Raw genomic sequence first — 20713 nt, forward strand, 5'->3', positions numbered from 1 at the left:
GGCGCCCGATGAGCGATCTCGCCTTCACCTGCGCCGGAGTACGCCCCGACCCGTACGCGGCCGGTCCCACCCTGGTCTTCCGGCTGCGGATCAGCGCGGCCGGCGGCGAGCGGGTGCACGCGCTGGCGCTGCGCTGCCAGATCCGCATCGAGCCCGCGCTGCGCGGCTACGACGACGCGGAGGCCGGCCGGCTGCACGACCTGTTCGGCGACCGCTCCCGCTGGGGCCGCAGCATGCAGCCGATCCAGTTCGCCCACGCCTCCGTGGTGGTGCCCGGGTTCACCGGCTCCTCCGAGGTGGACCTGCCGGTGCCGTGCACGTACGACCTGGACATCGCGGCGTCCCGCTACTTCTCCTCGCTGGGCGACGGCGAGGCCCCGCTGACGCTGCTCTTCTCGGGCACCGCCTTCCGCGGCCCCGGCGGCTTCCAGGTCGAGCCCGTGCCCTGGGACCGTGAGGCGCCGTGCCGCATGCCGGCCCGGACCTGGCGGGAGATGATGGAGCAGCACTTCCCCGGCTGCGGTTGGCTGCGGCTGCCCCGGCACACCATGGAGGCGCTGCTCGCCTACCGTTCCCGCAACGCGCTGACCTCCTGGCAGGAGACCGTCGAAGCGCTGCTGGACACGGCCGGCAACACCCCCGCCGCCCTGGTCGCGGCAGGGGCCCGGGCGGAGGTCCCGCCGGGGCTTCCCGACGGGCGTCCCGAGGGCCTTCCCGACGGGCGTTCCGACGGGCTCGCGCCCGAGCAGGCGGCGGCCAGGTGAACGGCAGCCCGTCCGCGGCGGCGCCGCGCACCGCCCCCGGCCCGGACGCCCCGGCGGTCTCCCCCGGCACCGCCGACCGGCTCTTCGAGACGGCCGCCAAGGTCGCCGACGCCGTCCTCTACGAGGGCTACGTCCTCTACCCCTACCGCGCCTCCGCCGCCAAGAACCGGATGCGCTGGCAGTTCGGCGTACTCGCGCCCCCGTCCTGGGACGGCGTCGGCGGCGAGTCGCGCGCCCAGCGCACCGAGTGCCTGGTCGAGCCGCGCGGCGACGCCCTGCTCCACGTCCGGCTGCGGTTCCTGCGGGTCCAGCGGCGCACCGTCGAACAGCCGTGCCCTGGCGGCGGCTTCGAGCCGGCCGACCGCCTCGACCTGCCCGACCGGGTCCTGGTCCCCTGGGACGAGGGCGTCGAGGAGCAGGCCGACGTGACCGCCGCCGTCAGCGCCCTGACCGGCCGCGGCGTCGAGGTGCCGGTGTGGCTGCCGGAGGGCAGCGACACCGAGGAGGTCCGGGACGGCTCCGGCGCCGTGGCGGGCCGGCTGGTCCGCCGCCGGGAGCGGATCGACGCGCTGCTGCGGCTGACCGCGGCCGAGGTTCCCGGGCCCTGCCGCCTGCTGCGGCTGACCGCCGTGGTGGAGAACACCGGCGCCTGCCCGGCCGACCCGTCCGCCGGCGCGTCCCGCGAGCAGATGCTGCCGTACGCGCTCGTCTCGGCGCACCTGATGCTCGGGGTGGACAGCGGCGGCTTCCTGTCGATGGCCGACCCGCCGCTCTGGGCGGCCGGCGCCGCGGCCGGGTGCCGCAGCGAGCACACCTGGCCGGTGCTGGCCGGGCGGGAGGGCCGCGCCGACGTGGTGCTGTCCTCGCCGATCATCCTGGAGGACCATCCCCGGCTCGCGCCGGAGAGCCCCGGCGCCCTGTACGACGCGCTGGAGATCGACGAGATCCTGACGCTGCGCACGGCCACCCTCACCGAGGAGGAGAAGCGGGAGGCGCGCGGCACCGACGCACGCGCCGGAGCCGTCGTCGACCTCGCCGACTCGATGCCGCCGGAGGTGCTGGAGCGGCTGCACGGCGCGGTCCGCTCCCTGCGCGCGGTCACCGGCGAGGCGCCGGACGGCCTCGCGGGGGCCGGCTCCCGTGGAGGCTTCGGCGGCTTCGGCGGCCTCGACGAGCCCCCCGTGCTGACCACGCCGGGCGACGAGGCGGCCGAGCGGGCCGCCGAGGAGCTGATGCGGCCCCAGGCGCCCTGGTGGGACCCGGCGGCCGACGCGAGCGTGGACCCGGAGCGCGACCGGGTGCTGGTCGACGGCACGCTGGTCGGCGCCGGAGACCGGGTGGTGCTGCGGCCGGGCCGACGGCGCACCGACGCGCAGGACATGTTCCTGCACGGCCGCACCGCGCTGGTCGAGGCGGTGCTGCACGACGTCGACGGCAGTGTCCACCTCGCCGTGGTCGTCGACGGCGACCCGGGTGCCGAACTCCAGCGGGCGCAGGGCAGGTTCCGGTACTTCCAGCCCGACGAGGTGGCCCTCCAGGAGGACACGTGACCGCCGCTTCCAGCACCTCCAACCCGGCCGGCGCCCCCGCGTCCGGCGGACGCACCCTCGTGGCGGGCCTGGGCAACATCTTCCTCGGCGACGACGGGTTCGGCGTGACGGCCGTGCACCGCCTGATGCGCCAGGACCTGCCGCCGGGGGTGGAGACCGCCGACGTCGGGGTACGCGGCGTCCACCTGGCCTACCAGCTGCTCGACGGCTACGACACCGTCGTCCTGCTGGACGCCACCGCCCGCGGCGGCACCCCCGGAACCGTCTACCTCGTCGAGGACGCCGAACCCGAAGCGCCCGCCTCGTCCGGCGTCTCCGCCGCGGGCGCCGGCGCCGTCATCGACGGGCACCGCATGACCCCCGACGCCGTCCTCGCCCTGCTGGCAACGCTCAGCGCGGGCACCGGCGGGCGGCGGCCGCGCCGGATCGCCGTCGTGGGATGCGAACCGGCCTGCCTGGACGAGGGGATCGGCCTGAGCGACGCCGTCGCCGCGGCCGTGGACCCGGCCGTGGACACCGTCCTGCGCCTGCTGGCGGACGCGGCCGCCGCCCGTCGCCCCGGCGCGGACGGTGCCATCGGGGCCGGAGCCGCCCTTCCCCCCACCGGCCGCCCGCAGAGGCGGCGGCCCACCGACAAGGAGTTGCAGCCATGACGAAGATCGTGCTCGGCGGCGTCGCGGCCGCGGCGCTGGCCGCCCTGGTCGCGGTGAACATCCCCGACATCCGGCGGTACCTGAGAATCCGCGGCATGTGAGGCGCGCGGGGGCTCGCCGAGGCGCCCCCGCCGTACGGGCGACGGTGCGGCGCCCCGGCGGCGTGTCGCGTCCGGGCCCGTGGCCGCCGGCCCTGTACTGGGGAGGTCCGGGTGCTCCCGGGCCGTCCGGTACGGGGGCGTCGGGGAGTTGTCCATGCACGAGATGTCCATCGCGCTCGCGGTGGTCGGCCAGGTCGAGGACGCCGCGCGCGCCGCGGGCCGGACCGGCGTCGACACCGTGACCCTGCGCGTGGGCGAACTCGCCGGCGTGGTGCCCGACTCCCTCCACTTCTGCTTCGACCTCGCCTGTGAGGGCACCCTCGCGGCCGGGGCCCGGCTGGTCACCGAGCGGGTGCCCGGCCGCGCCCGCTGCGGCGGCTGCGCCGGTGAGTGGCCGACCGGCCTGCCGCCCCAGCTGTGCTGCCCGCGGTGCGGCGCGGCGGCGGCCGGACTGCTGTCCGGGCGGGAGCTGGAGATCGCCGCGGTGTCGTGGTCGGGCCCGCCGGCCCCCGAGGCCGGCCGGCCGCCCGAGCCGGCCGGAGTTCCCCACGAGGAGCGTTGAGACCATGTGCCGTACCGACGACCTGCGCACCGCGGTGCTCGGCAGGAACGACCGTGCCGCCGACGTGCTGCGGGCCGAACTCGCCGCCCGCGGCACCGTGCTGGTGAACCTGCTGTCCAGCCCCGGCAGCGGCAAGACCGCGCTGCTGGAGGCGGAGCTCGCCCTCGCCGGGCGGCGCGGCGTCCCGGTGGCGGCGCTCACCGCGGACCTCGCCACCGAGAACGACGCGACCCGGCTGGCCCGCTCGGGCGCTCCGGTGCGGCAGGTGCTCACCGACGGGCTGTGCCACCTGGAGACGGACATGCTCCGCGGCCACCTCGACGGGTGGCTGCCGCCACGGACCCGGCTGCTGTTCGTGGAGAACGTCGGCAACCTCGTCTGCCCCGCCTCCTACGACCTGGGCGAGACGCTGCGGGTGGTCCTCGCGTCCGTCACCGAGGGCGAGGACAAGCCGCTGAAGTACCCGACCGCCTTCGGCCTGGCCCACCTGGTGGTCATCACCAAGGAGGACATCGCCGCGGCGGTCGGGTTCGACCGGGACGCCTTCCTCGCCAACGTCCACCGGGTCAATCCGGGGGTCGAGGTGGTCTCGACCTCGGCCCGCGGCGGCCAGGGCGTCGGGCTGCTGCTCGACCGGGCGCTGGCGGCGGGTGCCGGCGGCCCGGTCCACCGCCCGGTGATGGCCACCGCCCTCGCCGCGACAGGGCACGGTCACGCGCACGGGAACGGTCACGGGCTCGGGAACGGGAACGGGAACGGCCCGGTGCCCGGCGGCGAACCCGGACCGGGCCCCGCTTCCGGCCCCGTCCACGACGGCCCGCAGACGCACCCGCACCCCCACGACCACCCGCCCGTCCACGACCACGACCACGACCAGGCCCGCTCCCACGACCGCCCGCACCCCGCCACCGCCGCGCCCGGCGACCCGCACGGCCACGACGGCCACGGCAGCGGCCGGGACGGCACCCGCGCCCCCGCCGGGACGCGCTGAGGCGCGGGTGACCACCGACTCCCCCGTCGCCGGCCCGGGCCCGGTACGGCGCCGGGTCACGGTCTCCGGGGTGGTCCAGGGGGTCGGCTTCCGCCCCCACGTCTACGGGCTGGCCCGTGAGCTGGCCCTGACCGGCCATGTGTCCAACACCGACGCGGGCGTCGTCGCCGAGGTGGAGGGCGCCCCCGAGGCCGTCGCCGCGTTCTGCGCCCGGGTGGGCGGGCAGGCGCCGCCGCTGGCCGTCGTCCAGGGGGTGCGCCACGAGGACCTCCCGCCGCTCGGCGGCGCCGGGTTCGCCATCGCGCCCTCCGTCGCCGGCGGCGGGGCCCGCACCCTCGTCTCCCCCGACACCGCGACCTGCGACGCGTGCCTGGCCGAGCTGCGCGACCCCGCCGACCGCCGCCACCGCCACCCGTTCATCACCTGCACCCACTGCGGCCCGCGCTTCACCATCGTCACCGGCCTGCCGTACGACCGCGCCAGCACCACGATGGCCGGCTTCCCGATGTGCGCCGCCTGCGCCCGTGAGTACTCCGACCCGGCCGACCGGCGCTTCCACGCCCAACCGGTGTGCTGCCACGACTGCGGGCCCCGGCTGTGGCTGGACACCGGCGGCGGACCCTCGTCCGGCCCGCCGGACCCGGTCGCCGGGGCGCGGGAGCTGCTGGCCGCCGGCGCCGTCGTGGCCGTCAAGGGGCTCGGCGGCTACCACCTGGCCTGCGACGCGGCCGACCCCCGGGCGGTGGCGCTGCTGCGCCGCCGCAAGGACCGCGGTGCCAAGCCGTTCGCGCTCATGGCGGCCGGCCTCGCGGACGTCGCGGCGGTCGCGGCGATCGGCACGGCCGAACGGGCGCTGCTCACCGGCCCCCGGCGGCCCGTCGTGCTGCTGCGGCGACACGGCAGGGACGCCGGACCGATCGCCGAGGCCGTGGCCCCCGGCAGCGCCGACCTCGGCGTCATGCTGCCCTACACCCCGCTGCACCACCTGCTGCTGGGCCTGCCCGGCGACCCGCCCGGGCCACGGCTGCTGGTGATGACCAGCGGCAACCGGGGCGGCGAGCCGATCGCCACCGGCGACGCGGAGGCCCGTGAGCGGCTGGCCGGCCTCGCCGACGCCTGGCTCGGCCACGACCGCCCGATCCACGTGCCCTGCGACGACTCGGTGGTCCGCGTCTGCGACGGCGAGGTGCTGCCGGTGCGCCGCTCCCGCGGCTACGCGCCCTTCCCCGTCGCGCTGCCGTTCCCCGTCGAGCCGGCGCTGGCCACCGGCGGCGACCTCAAGAACACCTTCTGCCTGGGCGAGGGCCGCCAGGCGTGGCTCTCGGCCCACGTCGGCGACATGGACGACCTCGCCACGCTCACCGCCTTCGAGCGCGCGGAGCGGCAGTTGGAGTCCATCACCCGGGTCGTGCCGCGGCTGCTGGCCGCCGACCGGCACCCCGGCTACCGCTCGGTGCGCTGGGCGCGCGGTGCGGCGGCGGGGCGCCCGCTGCGGCAGGTGCAGCACCACCACGCCCACGTCGCCGCCGTGATGGCCGAGAACGGCCTGGACGGCTCCCGTCCCGTCCTCGGCGTCGCCTTCGACGGCACCGGGTACGGCGACGACGGGGCTGTGTGGGGCGGCGAGTTCCTGGTCGCGGACTACGACGGGTACGAGCGCGCCGCCCATCTGGCGTACGTGCCCCTGCCCGGCGGCGACGCGGCGGTGCGCCGCCCGTACCGGATGGCGGTGGCCCACCTGCGGGCGGCCGGCCTGCCCCGGCACCCGTCGCTGCCCTGCTGCGCCGCCTGCCCGCCCGGCGAACTCGCCCTGCTGGAACGCCAGCTGGAGCTGGGCCTGAACTGCGTGCCGACGTCCAGCATGGGCCGGCTCTTCGACGCGGTCTCGGCGCTGGCCGGGGTCTGCCAGCAGGCCGGGTACGAGGCGCAGGCGGCCGTCGAGTTGGAGGCGGCTGCCTGCGCCTTCCCCGGGCCCGACGGCGTCGGCCCCGGGGGCCCGTACTCCTTTGCCCTGCGTGCCCGGCCGCGGCCGGGAGGGACCGAGGGGCCGCGGCCGGGGGGGACCGAGGGTCCGCTGCTGCTGGACCCTGCGCCGGTGCTCGCGGCCGTGGTCGCCGACGTCCGGGCCGGCGTGGCCGCGTCCGTGGTGGCCGCCCGCTTCCACGCGGCGGTCGCGGACGCCGTCCGCCGCACGTGCGGGCTGCTGCGCGAGCGCACCGGGCTGGAGACCGTGGCGCTCAGCGGCGGCGTGTTCGGCAACGTGCTGCTGGCCTCGGCAGCCGCCCGGGCGCTGCGCGAGGACGGCTTCACCGTGCTGCGGCACCGGCTGGTGCCCCCGAACGACGGCGGCCTGGCCCTCGGCCAGTTGGCCGTCGCCGCCCGCCGTCCCTCGCCGCCCGGCCCACCGTCCGGACTGCGGCCTGGCCCGCTGTCCGGCCCGCGGCCGAGCACCGCCGAGGGCCCCAACTGTGCCGGGGACGACCCCGGACATCCGGTCGACGCATCCGGTCGTCGACGAACGTGAGAGCTAGGAGAGCGGTATGTGCCTGGCGGTGCCCGGAAGGGTCCTGGACGTCGAGGAGCGCGACGGAACACGGATGGCGACCGTGGACTTCGGCGGCGTCGTGAAGGAGGTGTGCCTGGAGTACCTGCCGGACCTCCAGGTCGGCGAGTACACGATCGTGCACGTCGGCTTCGCCCTCCAGCGGCTGGACGAGGAGTCCGCGCGCCGGACCCTCGACCTGTTCGAGAACCTCGGACTCCTGGAGGAGGAGTTCGGCGACCCGTGGGAGGCGGCGGCGTCCGAACCGGTCGTGGCCGCGGGGTCGGAACCGGCAGCGGCAGCGCCGGCGACGGCGACGGCGACGGCGACGGCGACGGCGGCAGAGACGCTCACGCGGGAGGTCGGCCGGTGAAGTACATCGAGGAGTTCCAGAACCCGGACCTCGCGAAGCGGCTGCTGGACGAGATCCACGCGACCGTCACCCGGCCCTGGGCGCTGATGGAGGTGTGCGGCGGGCAGACCCACTCGATCATTCGGCACGGCATCGACCAGTTGCTGCCCGAGCAGATCGAGCTGATCCACGGCCCCGGCTGCCCGGTGTGCGTCACCCCGCTCGAAATGATCGACAAGGCGCTGGAGATCGCCTCCCGGCCCGGTGTCCTCTTCTGCTCCTTCGGCGACATGCTGCGGGTGCCGGGGTCCGGCCGCGACCTGTTCCAGGTCCGGGCGGCAGGCGGTGACGTCCGCGTCGTCTACTCGCCGCTGGACGCGCTGAAGCTGGCCCGGCAGAACCCCGACCGGCAGGTGGTGTTCTTCGGGATCGGCTTCGAGACCACCGCGCCGCCCAATGCCATGGCCGTCCACCAGGCCGCCCGGCTGGGCGTGCCGAACTTCAGCATGCTGGTCTCGCACGTGCGCGTCCCACCCGCCATCGAGGCGATCATGTGCTCACCGGACTGCCGGGTGGACGCCTTCCTGGCCGCCGGGCACGTGTGCAGCGTCATGGGCACCGGCGAGTACCCGGAGCTGGCCGAGCGGTTCCGGGTGCCGATCGTCGTCACCGGCTTCGAACCGCTGGACATCCTGGAGGGCGTACGCCGCTCCGTGCGCCAGCTGGAAGCCGGCCGGCACACCGTCGAGAACGCCTACCCGAGGGCCGTGCGCCCGGAGGGCAACCCGGCGGCGCGGGCGATGCTCGCCGATGTCTTCGAGGTCACCGACCGTGCCTGGCGCGGCATCGGGACCATCCCCGGCAGCGGCTGGCGGCTCTCCGAGCGCTACCGCGCCTTCGACGCCGAGCACCGCTTCTCCGTCGAGGACGTCACCACCCTCGAACCGGCCGCCTGCCGGGCCGGCGAGGTCCTCCAAGGGCTTCTCAAGCCGCACGAGTGCGAGGCCTTCGGCACCGTCTGCACCCCGCGCACCCCGCTCGGCGCCACGATGGTCTCCAGCGAGGGGGCCTGCGCCGCGTACTACCTCTACCGACGCCTCGGCGGCACGCCCGTGCCCGCCGCCGGCAAGGAGGCGAACCCCGTTGGCTGACAGCACCACCGCCCGCGCCCTGGCCGGCGGCACCGTCCCGCCGCCCGCCCGGATCGACGGGCCGGCGGACCCGGTCCCCGCCGCGGACACCACGACCGCCGGAGCCGCCACGTCCGCCGGAGCCACAACGTCCGCCGAACCCACCGTGGACTTCTCCGGCTGGACCTGCCCGGCGCCGTTGCGCGACCAGCCGCACATCGTGATGGGCCACGGCGGCGGGGGCGCCCTGTCCGCCGAACTGGTCGAGCACGTCTTCGCACCCGCGTTCGGCGGCGCCGCGCTCGCGCAGCTCGGCGACTCGGCCGTGCTGGCGCTGGGGGGCGCGCGGCTGGCGTTCTCCACCGACTCCTACGTGGTGCGCCCGCTGTTCTTCCCCGGCGGCAGCATCGGCGACCTGGCCGTCAACGGCACGGTCAACGACCTGGCGATGAGCGGCGCACGGCCGGCCTACCTGTCGTGCGGCTTCATCCTGGAGGAGGGGGTGGCGACGGCCACCGTCGCCGAGGTCGCGCGGGCGCTGGGCGAGGCGGCCCGGGTCGCCGGGGTGGAGGTGGCCACCGGCGACACCAAGGTGGTGGAGGCCGGCCACGGCGACGGCGTCTACATCAACACCGCCGGCATCGGCCTGGTCCCCGAGGGCGTCGACATCCGGCCGCAGCGGGCGGTACCCGGCGACGTCGTCCTGCTCAGCGGCCCGGTCGGGGCGCACGGGGTCGCCATCATGAGCGTCCGCGAGGGCTTGGAGTTCGGCGTCGATGTCCGCAGCGACACCGCGCCCCTGAACGGCCTGGTCGAGGCCGTGCTCGGTGCCACCAAGGACGTGCACGTGCTGCGCGACCCGACCCGGGGCGGGTTGGCGGCCTCACTCAACGAGATCGCGGCGGCCTCCGGGGTCGGGGTCGCGGTGCGCGAGCGGGACGTGCCGGTGCCGCCGGAGGTCGCCAACGCGTGCGCGATCCTGGGGCTGGACCCCTGGTACGTGGCAAACGAGGGCCGCATGGTGGCGTTCGTACCACGTGAGCACGCCGACGCCGTCCTCGCCGCCATGCGGGCCCACCCGATGGGCGCGCAGGCCGCGGTGATCGGGGAGTGCGTGGAGGAGCATCCGGGCATGGTGGTGGCCCGGACCGGGCTCGGCGGTACCCGCGTCGTCGACCTGCCCTTGGGCGAGCAACTGCCGAGGATCTGCTGAACGGTCCCACTGGACCGAGCAGACCGGGTGGACCGCGTGGACCGGGTGGACCGCGTGGACCGGGGGCGGTGGCTCCCGCCACGCAGCGGGACCACCGCGCCCAGGCCGCCTCGGGCCTTCGAGTCCACGGTACGTATCCACGCTCGTATGCGCCTGCCTCGTAGGCACCTGCCTCGTACCCGCCCACGAGGAGACGGAAGGTGGCGCAGGCTTGCTCCCGGCCGTCCGGCACCCGCGGGGCGCGGGCGGCCGGGAGCGGATGGGCCCGGAGGGGTGGGAGCGGGGCTGGAGGCCGCCGAAGCGGGGATGGCGGGCGGGATCGCCGGGGGCCTGTCATCACGGCACGCCCGGGAGCTGGACCCGGGCCGGGAATAAGCAGGACGCGGCAGTACCGGGCGACCACATGCGGGGCGTATTTCCCGCTTTTAAGATGGATTTGCCCGATCCGGGACAGGGAACTCACCGAGGGTTCCTTCCCGGTGGTGACAGCCCGTAGTACGAGGAGGCTGGTCACGGATGCACTCCCCCCCTCCCACCCCTTCCCCCACCGCCCGCAACCGGCACCCCCACGACGACGCGCCCGACACCGCCGAGGCGTTCCGCCGTCTCGCGAGGCTGCCGGAGGGCGCGAGCAAGGAGCGGCTGCGGCAGGAGATCGCCACGGACTGGCTCCCCATGGCGCACCGGCTCGCCGGCCGGTACCGCAACCGCGGCGAGTCGCTGGACGACCTGCGGCAGGTGGCGGCGCTCGGCCTGGTCAAGGCGGTCAGCCGCTACGATCCGGCCCGCGGCACGGCCTTCGAGAGCTATGCCGTGCCGACCATAGACGGCGAGATCAAGCGCCACTTCCGCGACTGCATGTGGTCGGTGCACGTACCGCGCCGCGTCCAGGTGCTGCGCGCCCGGGTGCGGGCCGCCGCGCAGGAGCTGGCCCAGAGCGCACCCGGCCACGCGCCCACGGCCGCCGAGATCGCCCACCACGCCGGACTCACCGAGCAGGAGACCACGGACGGGCTGGAGGCCCTGGAGAGCTTCAGCTCGCTCTCCCTGGACGCCCAGTGCACCGGCGCCGCGGACTCGGCGGGCCCCATGTCCCTGGCCGACACCCTCGGCGCCCCCGATCCGGCACTGGACGTGGTCCTGGACCGCGAGGCCGTCAAGCCGCAGCTGTGCCGCCTCCCCGAACGCGAGCGGGAGATCCTCTACCTGCGGTTCTTCGGCGGGATGACGCAGAGCATGATCGCCGAACGGCTCGGCATCTCGCAGATGCACGTCTCCCGGCTGATCAGCCGCTCATGCTCGGCCATCCGAGCCGAGGTGGCGGGTGGCGAGGAAGCGGTGGAAGCTGCCTCGGACGACCCGGCGGACGGCAGCCGCCCCCAGAGCACGGAGGGCGAGGGCCGCGAAGCCGACGGGGAGGGCACCACCACCAGGAGCGGCACCCGCCGCGCCGACCGTCACACCCCCACCCGGGACGCCTCCGGCTCCGGCTCCGGCTCCGGCTCCGGCTCCGGCTCCGGCTCCGGCTCCGGCTCCGGCTCCGGCTCCGGCTCCCAGCATGGAGCGCCCCCGAGCGCCGAGCCTGCGGCAGCCGGCGTCCGTGGCCGAGGTGCGGCCCGGTCGGCCCCCAACGGAGGATCGGCATCGGGCGCGCGCACCGAAACCCGGCGGGCAGAGGCTCGCAAGACCGGGAGCCACACCGGCGGCGGCGCCGGCAAGAAGAACCCGGCGTCCCCTGGCGGTGCGACCCGGGCGGACCGCGACAGCGGAACCCCGGGCAAGGCCCGTCCACGGCGCGCCAACAGGCCCCGCCGCGACTCCGGCAGTGCGGAGAGCCATCGCGTTCGGAAGGGCAAGGAGGACCCGGCCGCACCGGTGCGACGGGCCGCCTGAGCCGCCCGGCCACGCCTTGGCGGCGGCCGGACGGGTTCGCCGCGGCCTTCCCGGCGGGCCCCCGGTGGAGCCGGCTCTCCACGCCGGCCGACTCCGCACCTACCTACCCGCGCCTACGCCGGAGCGTCACCGACACCGCATCAGCGGCGGCTGCCGCACGGCCTCATAGCGACAGTTCCGACGACACACCCGAGGGGCGCTTCGAGGGGACACCCGACAGGGCGTTCCGACCCTTCTACGACGACCCACGTTCCCCCACCGCATCCCGCTTCCCGCCCGTCTCTCCGCAGATGGGCACGTGCCGGATTGTTTACCTGTAAGGGCTACGGGGCCCATCGGACGGTGTGAGAAGGTGTGCGACTGAGCGCACCGGCAGACTTCGAGCACCTGTCGGCACCACGGTCGGCCGGGCGGCCGTTACGGGCGGTCATGGGCCAACCCGGCGAGCGAGCAGACGATGCGAGGGTCGTTGCGCATGGATTCGACACTGTCCCGGGCCACTTCCACAGCACGCCAACGCAGACGGCTCGCCAGCCGCGTCAGGGGGGAACTGCGCGACCTCAGCGTCCAGATAGCACTGCTCAACCACCGGATAGGCTCCCACCTCGACCTCAGGGTCACCGACCTTGAGTGCCTGGGCCTGATCAGCCGGTCCGGGCCGATGGGTCCGACGGCGCTGGCCAGGCACACCGGACTCCACCCCGCCACCCTCACCGGCATCCTGGACCGGCTGGAGCGCGGCGGCTGGGTGGTCCGCACCCCCAACCCCAGCGACCGGCGGGCGATCCTGGTCCAGGTGATCGAGGGAAAGGAGGCAGAGGTGGCGTGCCTCTTCTCCGGCTTCGACAGCGCCATGGACGAACTCTGCTCCGACTACGCGGACGCCGACCTCCTCATGATCGCGGAATTCCTCCAACGCAGCGCCCTCGCCGGGCGCCTGGCCACCGACCGGCTCGCCAAGCCCTGAGGCGTCCACCCCGGCCGGCCGCCTCGGCGACACCCCGGGCAGCCTTCGGAGCAGCCACCTTCCGACTCAGACGGCGATCACCCTCACCCCGGCCTCAGCGACCCGCGCCTCATCCTCGGCGCTGATCCCGGAGTCGGTGACCAGGACGTGCACCTGCTCCAGACCGCAGATCCTGGCGAACGCCCTACGGCCCACCTTGGAGGAGTCGGCGGCGACCACCACCCGGTGCGCCCGGGCGGCGAGCAGCCGGCTGACGCCCGCCTCGTCCTCGTGGTGCGCCATCAGGCCGCGCTCCGGGTCCAGCCCGTCCACGCCGAGCACCACCACGTCGAGCACCACCTGGTCCAGCACCCCGGCCGTGAGCGCGCCGACCAGCTCGTAGCTCTGCGGCCGGGCGACCCCGCCGGTCACCACGGTCTTGATCTGCGGCCGGACCGCCAGCTCCGCGGCGATGTTCAGGGCATTGGTGACCACGGTGAGCTGGGGCGAGCCGGCGACGACCGGCTCGTCCGCGTGGCGCAGTGCGAGCACCCGCGCGGTCTCGGTCGTGGTGGTGCCGCCGTTGAGCCCGACAACTCCCCCGGCTGCCACGAGTTCCGCCGCCGCTTGCGCGATGCGCTGTTTCTCCGAGGCGTTCCGCGCGGTCCGGTACCGCAACGGCAACTCGTAGGAGACGCTGTGGGCCACCGCTCCGCCCCGGGTCCGCACCAGCATCCGCTGGCCCGCCAGTTCGTCGAGGTCGCGGCGGATCGTCGCCGCGGAGACAGCCAACTCGGTGGCGGCTTCCTCCACCTCCACCCGGCCGCGCTCCGCCAGCAACTCCATGAGCACGTTCCACCGCTGCCGCTTGGACAATCCGCCACCTTTTCCACCTGCCGCCGCGACACACCGAGGACGGTCCGTCGCTCATCACCGGTGAGTGTGACACGCCGAACTCGACATGATCTTTATTGCTCATTTTCTTCTCTTTCCATCAGAATCGATCACCGCGTTGCCACAGACTGCGTCTGCGGACCTCATCGGACCTCATCCGGCCCCATCCGTCCCCGACCCGGCCCCCGAAGCGACCCGCAGCCCACCTCACCGCCCCACACGCGAGACGGCGACCGACACTGCCCACCCGCTCCGGATCGTGGCGGGCGAACCAGGCAAGGAGGACCGGGCCGGGCCGGCGAAACCGTCCCGCGAGAGCAGTCTGCCGCCACGCGCATCGCACAAAACGGCGACACTCCTCGAACAACTCGAACGAGTGACCGATGGGCGTTGCGGTACGACACGTATGACCGCCCGCGAGGGCCCGCGACTGCAGAAGACCGCCGCGCCCCCAACCCGCACCGCACCGCACCGCACCGAAAAACCCACGGAACGTACCCACCCGGTCGCCCCGGACGGGCTTCGCGCCCGCGAACGGCCTGCCCGGCCCGGCTCGGCTCGGGCACTCGGCGACGCCCACGAGCGCACAGGACCCGCTACCGCGCCCCTGCACACCCCATCACGCCCCGACGGCCTGCGGATTTCACTCTCCCGGTCGAATGGAAACGGTTCCATTTGTCTCCGTTACGCGGGTTCCGTGTCACAGAAGATCGACAGCCGTATGCGGCGATCGCGGCGTCTCGTTGTCCGGACAAAGGTGCTGATCGACAGCCCCGTCACACGGAGGTGCAGCATGACCGACCGGACACTGTGGTCGTACGCGGACATCGCTTCCTACATCCGCGTACAGGTCGACACCGTGCGCTCGTACCGCAAGCACGGCCACCTGCCAGATCCCGACGTGGTGCAGAGCGGGAAGCCCCTTTGGTACGCGGACACCATCCGCTCCTGGAACACGCGCCGCCCCGGCAACCGGGGGCGTCGGCCCGACTGAAGACCCGCCCTCCTCTGCTGCCGGGGGGCGCGGCCCCAGGCAGACGTCCGGCTCGGCGGCGGGTGATGGGGACGCGGCCTGCGGCTCCAGCGGGAGCACGCCGCCCGAGGCCGGCCGGGCGTAGGAGTCCGCCGGACCCTAGCGGCTGCCCTCGCGCTCACCGGCCGGATACCAGCTGTCTCCGGTGTCGTCGTCCGAGGACGACAGCGAAGCAGGCAGGGCGTCGGCCTCAGTGGCAGCCGTGGCAGCCGTGGCGCCGCGCACCGGAAGCGCGGACCCCCGAGGAGGAGCGATGGGCGCGGCGGAAGCGGAAGGGCTTCCCGGCGGCCCTGTCCGGCCCCCGAGGTAGGAGGCCGTCACGACGGGCGAGGGGTTGCCGGCCCGCCGCTCCCTGCTGCGGGAGATCCACTGCGCGAGCGTGCCGCACGCGGCGACCAGCAGGGATATGCCGAGGCCCAGAGTGAGGGCGTAGAAGGAGTTGGATGCCTCTCTGCCGCTGATGTACCCGGCGCCCACGGAGTACGACGCCCAGACCACCTCGGCGATACCGGCACCCAGCGCGTATCTGCGGCCGGGATAGCGCACCACTCCTGCGGCCAGCCCGCCGATCACCCGGCCGCTGGGCAGGAACCGGACGCCTACGACGAAGGGCACACCGTGCCGCTGGATCCGTAGTGCCGCCCAGCCGAGCAGCGCCGCCCTACGGGGACGGCGCTGCGTGAGCCTGAGGACGCGGCCGCTGAGCGCGCGGCCGCTGCGATGGATCAGCATGTCGCCCAGGAGGGCGCTGCCGGCCACCACCGACAGCACCACGGCGATGTTCAGGCGGCCCTCCGCCGCCATCACACCGCCGGTGACCAGCAGCACACTGTTGGGTATCAACGGGGGCAAGGTCGTGAGGGCCAGCAGGGCGTAGGCCACGACGACATGGCCGCCTCGCAGGTGCTCGGCGAGCCCGGAGGTGAAGTCCAGCGTCGACACGCCTAGTGCAACGTCCATCCCGCCGCCCCTCTTCCCGCCCTCTCCTTCAACGCTGACAGCGGTACGCGGGGGTCGGCAACCCGTTTCACCGGCTGCGGGCCGCTCGTCACGGATTGTCCCCGGCATTTCATCCCGGGGAAGCATGCCGTGTCCGTCGCGGGGATGATGCCTCGCTCCGTACGGCGGAGTCCTCGGGAGTCCTCGGAATCCTCCGGGTGCTCCGGGCGCTCGGCCGCTCAGCGCTGAGCGCTGAGCGCTCAGCGGCCGAGCAGTTCCCCGCCGTTGCACTGGAGGATCTCGCCGGTGATGAAGCCCGCCTCGGGCGAGGCGAGGAAGAGCACCGCGGCGGCGACGTCGTCGGGACGGCCCACGCGTCCGACCAGGGTGCGGCCGGCGCGGCGGGTCAGTTCGGCCTCGTTCAGGCGTGATCCGAAGAACTCGGTGCCGGCGACGGTCCCGGGGGCCACGATGTTGCACGTGACGCCCTGGCGGCCGAGCTGGGCGGCCAGGGAGTGGTTCCAGGCGTGCAGGGCCGCCTTGGAGGCGCCGTAGGAGCCCCCGCCGCGCAGTGCGGCCACCGAGGTCACGGTGACCACCCGCCCACCGTCGGTGAAGCGGTCCCGCAGCGACTCGGTGAGGAGTACGGCGGTGAGCACGTTCCGCTCGAAGTCGCCGCGCCAGCGCGCCAGCAGACCGTGCGGACCGGACGGCGCCGCGAGCTCCCGGCTCCCCGCACTGTTGACCAGCACGTCCACGCGCCCGGGCAGCTTGGGCAGGGCCCGCTCCACGTCATCGGGATCGGCCAGGTCGCACACGACCGGGGTGATGTCCAGCCCGCGCTTCCCAGCCAGTTCGGCCGCGGCGGTGCGCAGGACCTCGCGCCGGCGCCCGACGATCGTCACGCGGTCGCCGTCCTCCGCGAACCGTGTCGCGATGGCGAGTCCGATACCGGTGCCTCCACCGGTGACCACGATGTCGCGGACCGCTTTCCCGTTCTCTGCCATGTGCTCCGCCCCTTGAAGGAGAGACAGCACGCTACGGGATCGTCCGCGGTCGGCCGCGACCGGGGTGGGCCGCGCGAACACCCCGGGTCAAGAGACGTAGATCACAGGGCGGGAACGTAACCATTCAGGGGTTTCGGCGGTCTTATGTCTTGAACACCGGCCCCCGGCGGAGCCGGTGGCAGGGGTTGAGGTACGGTCCGTCTTGGGGGACGGACCGGGTTGCGTCGCCGGGGCGGCGCCGGGGAGCTGAGCGGCACCCGGCCTTTCGCCCCGGCTTGGCGTGGCTGTCCGCCGAAGACGCCCGGTACGGACCCGTGGGGGGATCCGCTCCGGGAACGGGAGCGCCCCGTGCCGGACCCGTGGGGGGATCCGTCGCGGGGCGCTTCTCTGCGTGCGGGTGCGGGGCCAGGTCAGCGGGCCTCGACCGGGACGTAGTCCCGGGTGACGACGCCGGTGTAGATCTGGCGCGGGCGGCCGATGCGGGAGCCCGGCTCCTTGATCATCTCGTGCCACTGGGCGATCCAGCCGGGCAGCCGGCCCAGCGCGAACAGCACGGTGAACATGCTGGTCGGGAAGCCCATGGCCCGGTAGATGAGACCGGTGTAGAAGTCCACGTTCGGGTAGAGCTTGCGGGAGACGAAGTAGTCGTCGCTGAGCGCGTGCTCCTCGAGGCGGAGCGCGATGTCCAGCAGTTCGTCGGACTTGCCCAGCGCCGAGAGGACGTCGTGCGCGGCCGCCTTGATGATCTTCGCCCGGGGGTCGAAGTTCTTGTACACGCGGTGGCCGAAGCCCATCAGCTTGACGCCGTCCTCCTTGTTCTTCACCCGGCGGATGAAGGAGTCGACGTCACCGCCCTCGGCCTTGATGCGCTCCAGCATCTCCAGCACCGACTGGTTGGCACCGCCGTGCAGCGGGCCCCACAGCGCACTGATGCCGGCGGAGATCGACGCGAAGAGGTTGGCCTGCGAGGAGCCGACCAGGCGGACGGTCGACGTGGAGCAGTTCTGCTCGTGGTCGGCGTGCAGGATGAGCAGCTTGTCCAGCGCGTTGACCACGACCGGGTCGAGCTCGTACTCCTCGGCGGGGACCGAGAAGGTCATCCGCAGGAAGTTCTCGACGTAGCCGAGGTCGTTGCGCGGGTAGACCACCGGCTGACCCACGGACTTCTTGTACGCGTAGGCCGCGATGGTGGGGAGCTTGGCGATCAGCCGGATGGTCGACAGATCCCGCTGCTCCGGGTCGAACGGGTTGTGGCTGTCCTGGTAGAACGTCGACAGCGCGCTGACCACGGACGACAGCATCGCCATCGGGTGGGCGTCGCGCGGGAAGCCGTCGTAGAACCGTTTGACGTCCTCGTGCAGCAGCGTGTGCTGCGTGATCTGGCTCTGGAACTCGGACTGCTGGTCCACGGTCGGCAGCTCACCGTTGATCAGCAGGTACGCGGTCTCCAGGAAGGTGCCGCGCTCGGCGATCTGCTCGATCGGATACCCGCGGTAGCGGAGGATTCCCTCCTCGCCGTCGAGGAAGGTGATCGCGGACTTGTAGGCCGCGGTGTTGCCGTAGCCGCTGTCCAGGGTGACCAGACCGGTGTCGGCGCGCAGCTTGCCGATGTCGAAGCCGTTGTCGCCGACGGTGCTGTCCACAACGGGGTAGGTGTACTCGCTGTCCCCGTACCGCAGTACTACAGAGTTGTCGCTCACGTCATTCCCTCACCGACGGTTCTGCCTCTTCTTCGAGGTGCCCTGACTACATCCACTGTCCCCCATTTGGCACGGGGGTGTGCACTCGGGGTCGGCCATCGGGCCGAAAAGTGGCACGGAGTGCCTATTTTGCAGCGAGAACAAGCCGATGGTCGAGGGCGGTGAACCGGCGCCCGGCGGAGACGGTCCGCACCGCCTGCCCGATCGCCCGGCGCGACCCCACCAGGACCACCAGGCGTTTTGCCCTGGTCACAGCCGTATACAGCAGATTGCGCTGGAGCATCATCCACGCCCCCGTCGTGACGGGGATCACCACGGCGGGGTACTCGCTGCCCTGCGAACGGTGGATGGTCACCGCGTAGGCGTGGGCGAGCTCGTCAAGCTCGTCGAAGCCGTACCCGACCTCCTCGTCCTCGTCCGTGCGCACCGTCAGCTGCTGCTCGACCACGTCCAGCGCGGTGACGACGCCAACGGTGCCGTTGAAGACCCCGTTGGCACCCTTGTCATAGTTGTTCCTGATCTGGGTGACCTTGTCGCCGACCCGGAAGACCCGCCCGCCGAACCTCCGCTCGGCGAGGTCCTGGCGGGCCGGGGTGACGGCCTGCTGGAGCAGGCCGTTGAGCACCCCGGCGCCGGCCGGGCCCCGGTGCATGGGGGTGAGCACCTGGACGTCCCGGCGCGGGTCCAGGCCGAACCTGTCGGGGATGCGGCGGGCCACCACGTCGACGGTCAGCCGTCCGGCCTCCTCCGAGTCCTCCTCGGCGAAGAGGAAGAAGTCGGGCAGCCCCTGGACGAGCGGCGGCACGCCGGAGTTGATGCGGTGGGCGTTGACGACCACCCCGGACTGCTGCGCCTGCCGGAAGATCTGGGTCAGCCGCACCGAGGGGACCGGGCTCCCGGGGGCCAGCAGGTCTCGCAGGACCTCCCCGGCGCCGACGCTGGGCAGCTGGTCCACATCGCCGACGAAGAGGAGGTGGGCGCCGGGCGGGACGGCCTTCACCAGCTTGTTCGCCAGCAGCAGGTCGAGCATGGACGCCTCGTCGACCACGACCAGGTCGGCGTCCAGCGGCCGGTCCCGGTCGTAGGCGGCGTCACCGCCGGGCTTGAGCTCCAGCAACCGGTGCACGGTCGACGCCTCGGCGCCGGTGAGCTCGGCCAGCCGTTTGGCGGCCCGGCCGGTCGGCGCCGCGAGCACGACCTTGGCCTTCTTCGCCGCGGCCAGCGCCACGACCGAGCGGACCGTGAAGGACTTGCCGCAGCCGGGCCCGCCGGTGAGGACGGCCACCTTCTCGGTGAGCGCCAGCCGCACCGCCGACCGCTGCTCCGGGGCGAGGTCGGTGCCCGTACGGTCGGCCAGCCACGCCAGCGCCTTGTCCCACTCCACGTCCTGGAAGGCCGGCATCCGGTCCTCCGGGCCGCGCAGCAGCCGCATCAGCTGCCCGGTCAGCGACAGCTCGGCGCGGTGGAAGGGCACCAGGTAGACGGCGGTGACCGGCTCGCCCCCCTCCGGCCCCGGCACGCTCTCGCGCACCACGCCCTCGTCCTGTGCCAGCTCGCCCAGGCACTCGATGACCAGCCCGGTGTCCACCTGGAGCAGCTTCACCGCGTCCGCTATCAGGCGTTCCTCGGGCAGGAAGCAGTTGCCCGCGTCGGTGGCCTGCGACAGCGCGTACTGCAGGCCCGCCTTCACCCGCTCCGGGCTGTCGTGCGGGATGCCGACCGCCTGGGCGATGCGGTCGGCGGTGAGGAACCCGATGCCCCACACCTCGGCCGCCAACCGGTAGGGCTGGTTGCGCACCACGGAGATGGACGCGTCCGCGTAGCTCTTGTAGATCCGCACGGCGATGGACGTCGACACCCCCACGCCCTGGAGGAAGACCATCACCTCCTTGATCGCCTTCTGCTCCTCCCACGCGGCGGTGATCTTCCTGGTGCGCTTCGGGCCGAGTCCGGGCACCTCGATCAGCCGGGCGGGCTCGGTCTCGATGACCTCCAGGGTGCCGACACCGAAGTGGTCCACGATCCGCTCCGCGATCCGCGGTCCGATGCCCTTGATCAGTCCGGAACCCAGGTAGCGGCGGATTCCCTGGACCGTCGCGGGCAGGAGGGTGGTGTAGTTCTCCACCGTGAACTGCTTGCCGTACTGCGGGTGGGAGCCCCAACGGCCGTGCATCCGGAGCGACTCGCCCGGCTGTGCGCCCAACAGGGCACCCACCACGGTCAGCAGGTCGCCCGAGCCGCGGCCGGTGTCGACGCGGGCGACGGTGTATCCGTTCTCCTCGTTGGCGTACGTGATCCGCTCCAGGACGCCCTCAAGGACGGAAAGGTGCGGCGCCTCGGCCATCCTGGGCCTCCTCCCGAGCGGTCGTACCGATTCGCTCCGAAGGTACCCGTCCGGCCCGACATCGCGTCGGCACCCGTCGCATACCTGTGGAAAACCCGC

The 20713-nt window shown here is 73.7% G+C and carries 17 protein-coding genes and 1 pseudogene; 13 read left to right on the plus strand and 5 right to left on the minus strand.

The features are described 5' to 3' along the window. Positions 1-8: 8 nt before the first annotated feature. From BS72_RS05810 to BS72_RS05860, 12 genes and pseudogenes are all read left to right on the plus strand, one after another. Positions 9-764 (plus strand): DUF6084 family protein, encoded by a 756-nt coding sequence (locus BS72_RS05810; protein WP_232792224.1) that lies wholly within the window; start codon positions 9-11, stop codon positions 762-764. Continuing rightward, on the plus strand, positions 761-2314 hold the full coding sequence (locus BS72_RS05815) for a hypothetical protein (RefSeq protein ID WP_051950699.1): 1554 nt from the start codon (positions 761-763) through the stop codon (positions 2312-2314). The genes BS72_RS05810 and BS72_RS05815 overlap by 4 nt, the downstream gene beginning before the upstream one ends. Next, positions 2311-2967, plus strand: a complete 657-nt coding sequence (locus tag BS72_RS05820; RefSeq protein WP_063835973.1) for a hydrogenase maturation protease — start codon at positions 2311-2313, stop codon at positions 2965-2967. The genes BS72_RS05815 and BS72_RS05820 overlap by 4 nt, the downstream gene beginning before the upstream one ends. After that, entirely contained in the window at positions 2964-3068 is a 105-nt protein-coding gene (locus BS72_RS39760; RefSeq protein ID WP_407638926.1) for a DUF6893 family small protein, read from the plus strand. Before BS72_RS05820 ends, BS72_RS39760 begins: the two co-directional genes overlap by 4 nt. 154 nt (positions 3069-3222) lie before the next feature. After that, positions 3223-3630: a hydrogenase maturation nickel metallochaperone HypA/HybF gene (locus tag BS72_RS05825; RefSeq protein ID WP_037906922.1), complete on the plus strand. Its 408-nt coding sequence runs from the start codon at positions 3223-3225 to the stop codon at positions 3628-3630. Positions 3631-3634: 4 nt separating this feature from the next. Next, positions 3635-4621: a hydrogenase nickel incorporation protein HypB gene (gene hypB / locus BS72_RS05830; RefSeq protein ID WP_078901038.1), complete on the plus strand. Its 987-nt coding sequence runs from the start codon at positions 3635-3637 to the stop codon at positions 4619-4621. 7 nt (positions 4622-4628) lie between these two features. Then, the gene (gene hypF, locus BS72_RS05835) at positions 4629-7145 is read left to right on the plus strand and encodes a carbamoyltransferase HypF (RefSeq protein WP_078901039.1); all 2517 of its coding nucleotides are present in this window, start codon (positions 4629-4631) and stop codon (positions 7143-7145) included. Between the two features lie 16 nt (positions 7146-7161). After that, positions 7162-7536, plus strand: a complete 375-nt coding sequence (locus BS72_RS05840; RefSeq protein WP_078901040.1) for a HypC/HybG/HupF family hydrogenase formation chaperone — start codon at positions 7162-7164, stop codon at positions 7534-7536. Further along, positions 7533-8666 (plus strand): hydrogenase formation protein HypD, encoded by a 1134-nt coding sequence (hypD, locus tag BS72_RS05845; protein WP_037906923.1) that lies wholly within the window; start codon positions 7533-7535, stop codon positions 8664-8666. The genes BS72_RS05840 and hypD overlap by 4 nt, the downstream gene beginning before the upstream one ends. A gap of 145 nt (positions 8667-8811) precedes the next feature. Continuing rightward, positions 8812-9858, plus strand: coding sequence for a hydrogenase expression/formation protein HypE (hypE, locus tag BS72_RS05850; protein WP_037907822.1), 1047 nt, complete (start codon positions 8812-8814; stop codon positions 9856-9858). A 516-nt stretch (positions 9859-10374) separates the two neighbouring features. Beyond that, a pseudogene (locus BS72_RS37065) lies at positions 10375-11178 on the plus strand (SigB/SigF/SigG family RNA polymerase sigma factor); the annotation flags it as partial. A gap of 1048 nt (positions 11179-12226) precedes the next feature. After that, a complete protein-coding gene (locus BS72_RS05860) occupies positions 12227-12718 on the plus strand; it encodes a MarR family transcriptional regulator (RefSeq protein WP_037906925.1) in 492 nt (163 codons plus the stop codon). A 66-nt stretch (positions 12719-12784) separates the two neighbouring features. Here BS72_RS05860 and BS72_RS05865 read toward each other — a convergent pair whose 3' ends face one another. Beyond that, a complete protein-coding gene (locus tag BS72_RS05865) occupies positions 12785-13573 on the minus strand; it encodes a DeoR/GlpR family DNA-binding transcription regulator (RefSeq protein ID WP_037906927.1) in 789 nt (262 codons plus the stop codon). Positions 13574-14384: 811 nt separating this feature from the next. Between BS72_RS05865 and BS72_RS05870 the strand changes: the two genes are divergently transcribed. Further along, positions 14385-14585, plus strand: a complete 201-nt coding sequence (locus BS72_RS05870) for a hypothetical protein (RefSeq protein WP_037906929.1) — start codon at positions 14385-14387, stop codon at positions 14583-14585. Positions 14586-14723: 138 nt separating this feature from the next. Here BS72_RS05870 and BS72_RS05875 read toward each other — a convergent pair whose 3' ends face one another. From BS72_RS05875 to recD2, 4 genes are all read right to left on the minus strand, one after another. After that, positions 14724-15584 carry a DedA family protein gene (locus BS72_RS05875; RefSeq protein WP_078901043.1) on the minus strand — a complete coding sequence of 287 codons (861 nt, stop codon included), beginning with the start codon at positions 15582-15584 and terminating at the stop codon, positions 14724-14726. Between the two features lie 239 nt (positions 15585-15823). Then, the gene (locus tag BS72_RS05880; RefSeq protein ID WP_037906932.1) at positions 15824-16570 is read right to left on the minus strand and encodes an SDR family NAD(P)-dependent oxidoreductase; all 747 of its coding nucleotides are present in this window, start codon (positions 16568-16570) and stop codon (positions 15824-15826) included. A gap of 410 nt (positions 16571-16980) precedes the next feature. Next, a complete protein-coding gene (locus tag BS72_RS05885) occupies positions 16981-18270 on the minus strand; it encodes a citrate synthase (protein WP_037906936.1) in 1290 nt (429 codons plus the stop codon). A 124-nt stretch (positions 18271-18394) separates the two neighbouring features. Next, entirely contained in the window at positions 18395-20614 is a 2220-nt protein-coding gene (gene recD2, locus BS72_RS05890; RefSeq protein WP_037906939.1) for an SF1B family DNA helicase RecD2, read from the minus strand. Positions 20615-20713: the final 99 nt, after the last annotated feature.

Origin of the sequence: Actinacidiphila yeochonensis CN732, from assembly GCF_000745345.1 — a bacterium.
GTDB classification, from domain to species: Bacteria; Actinomycetota; Actinomycetes; order Streptomycetales; family Streptomycetaceae; genus Actinacidiphila; species Actinacidiphila yeochonensis.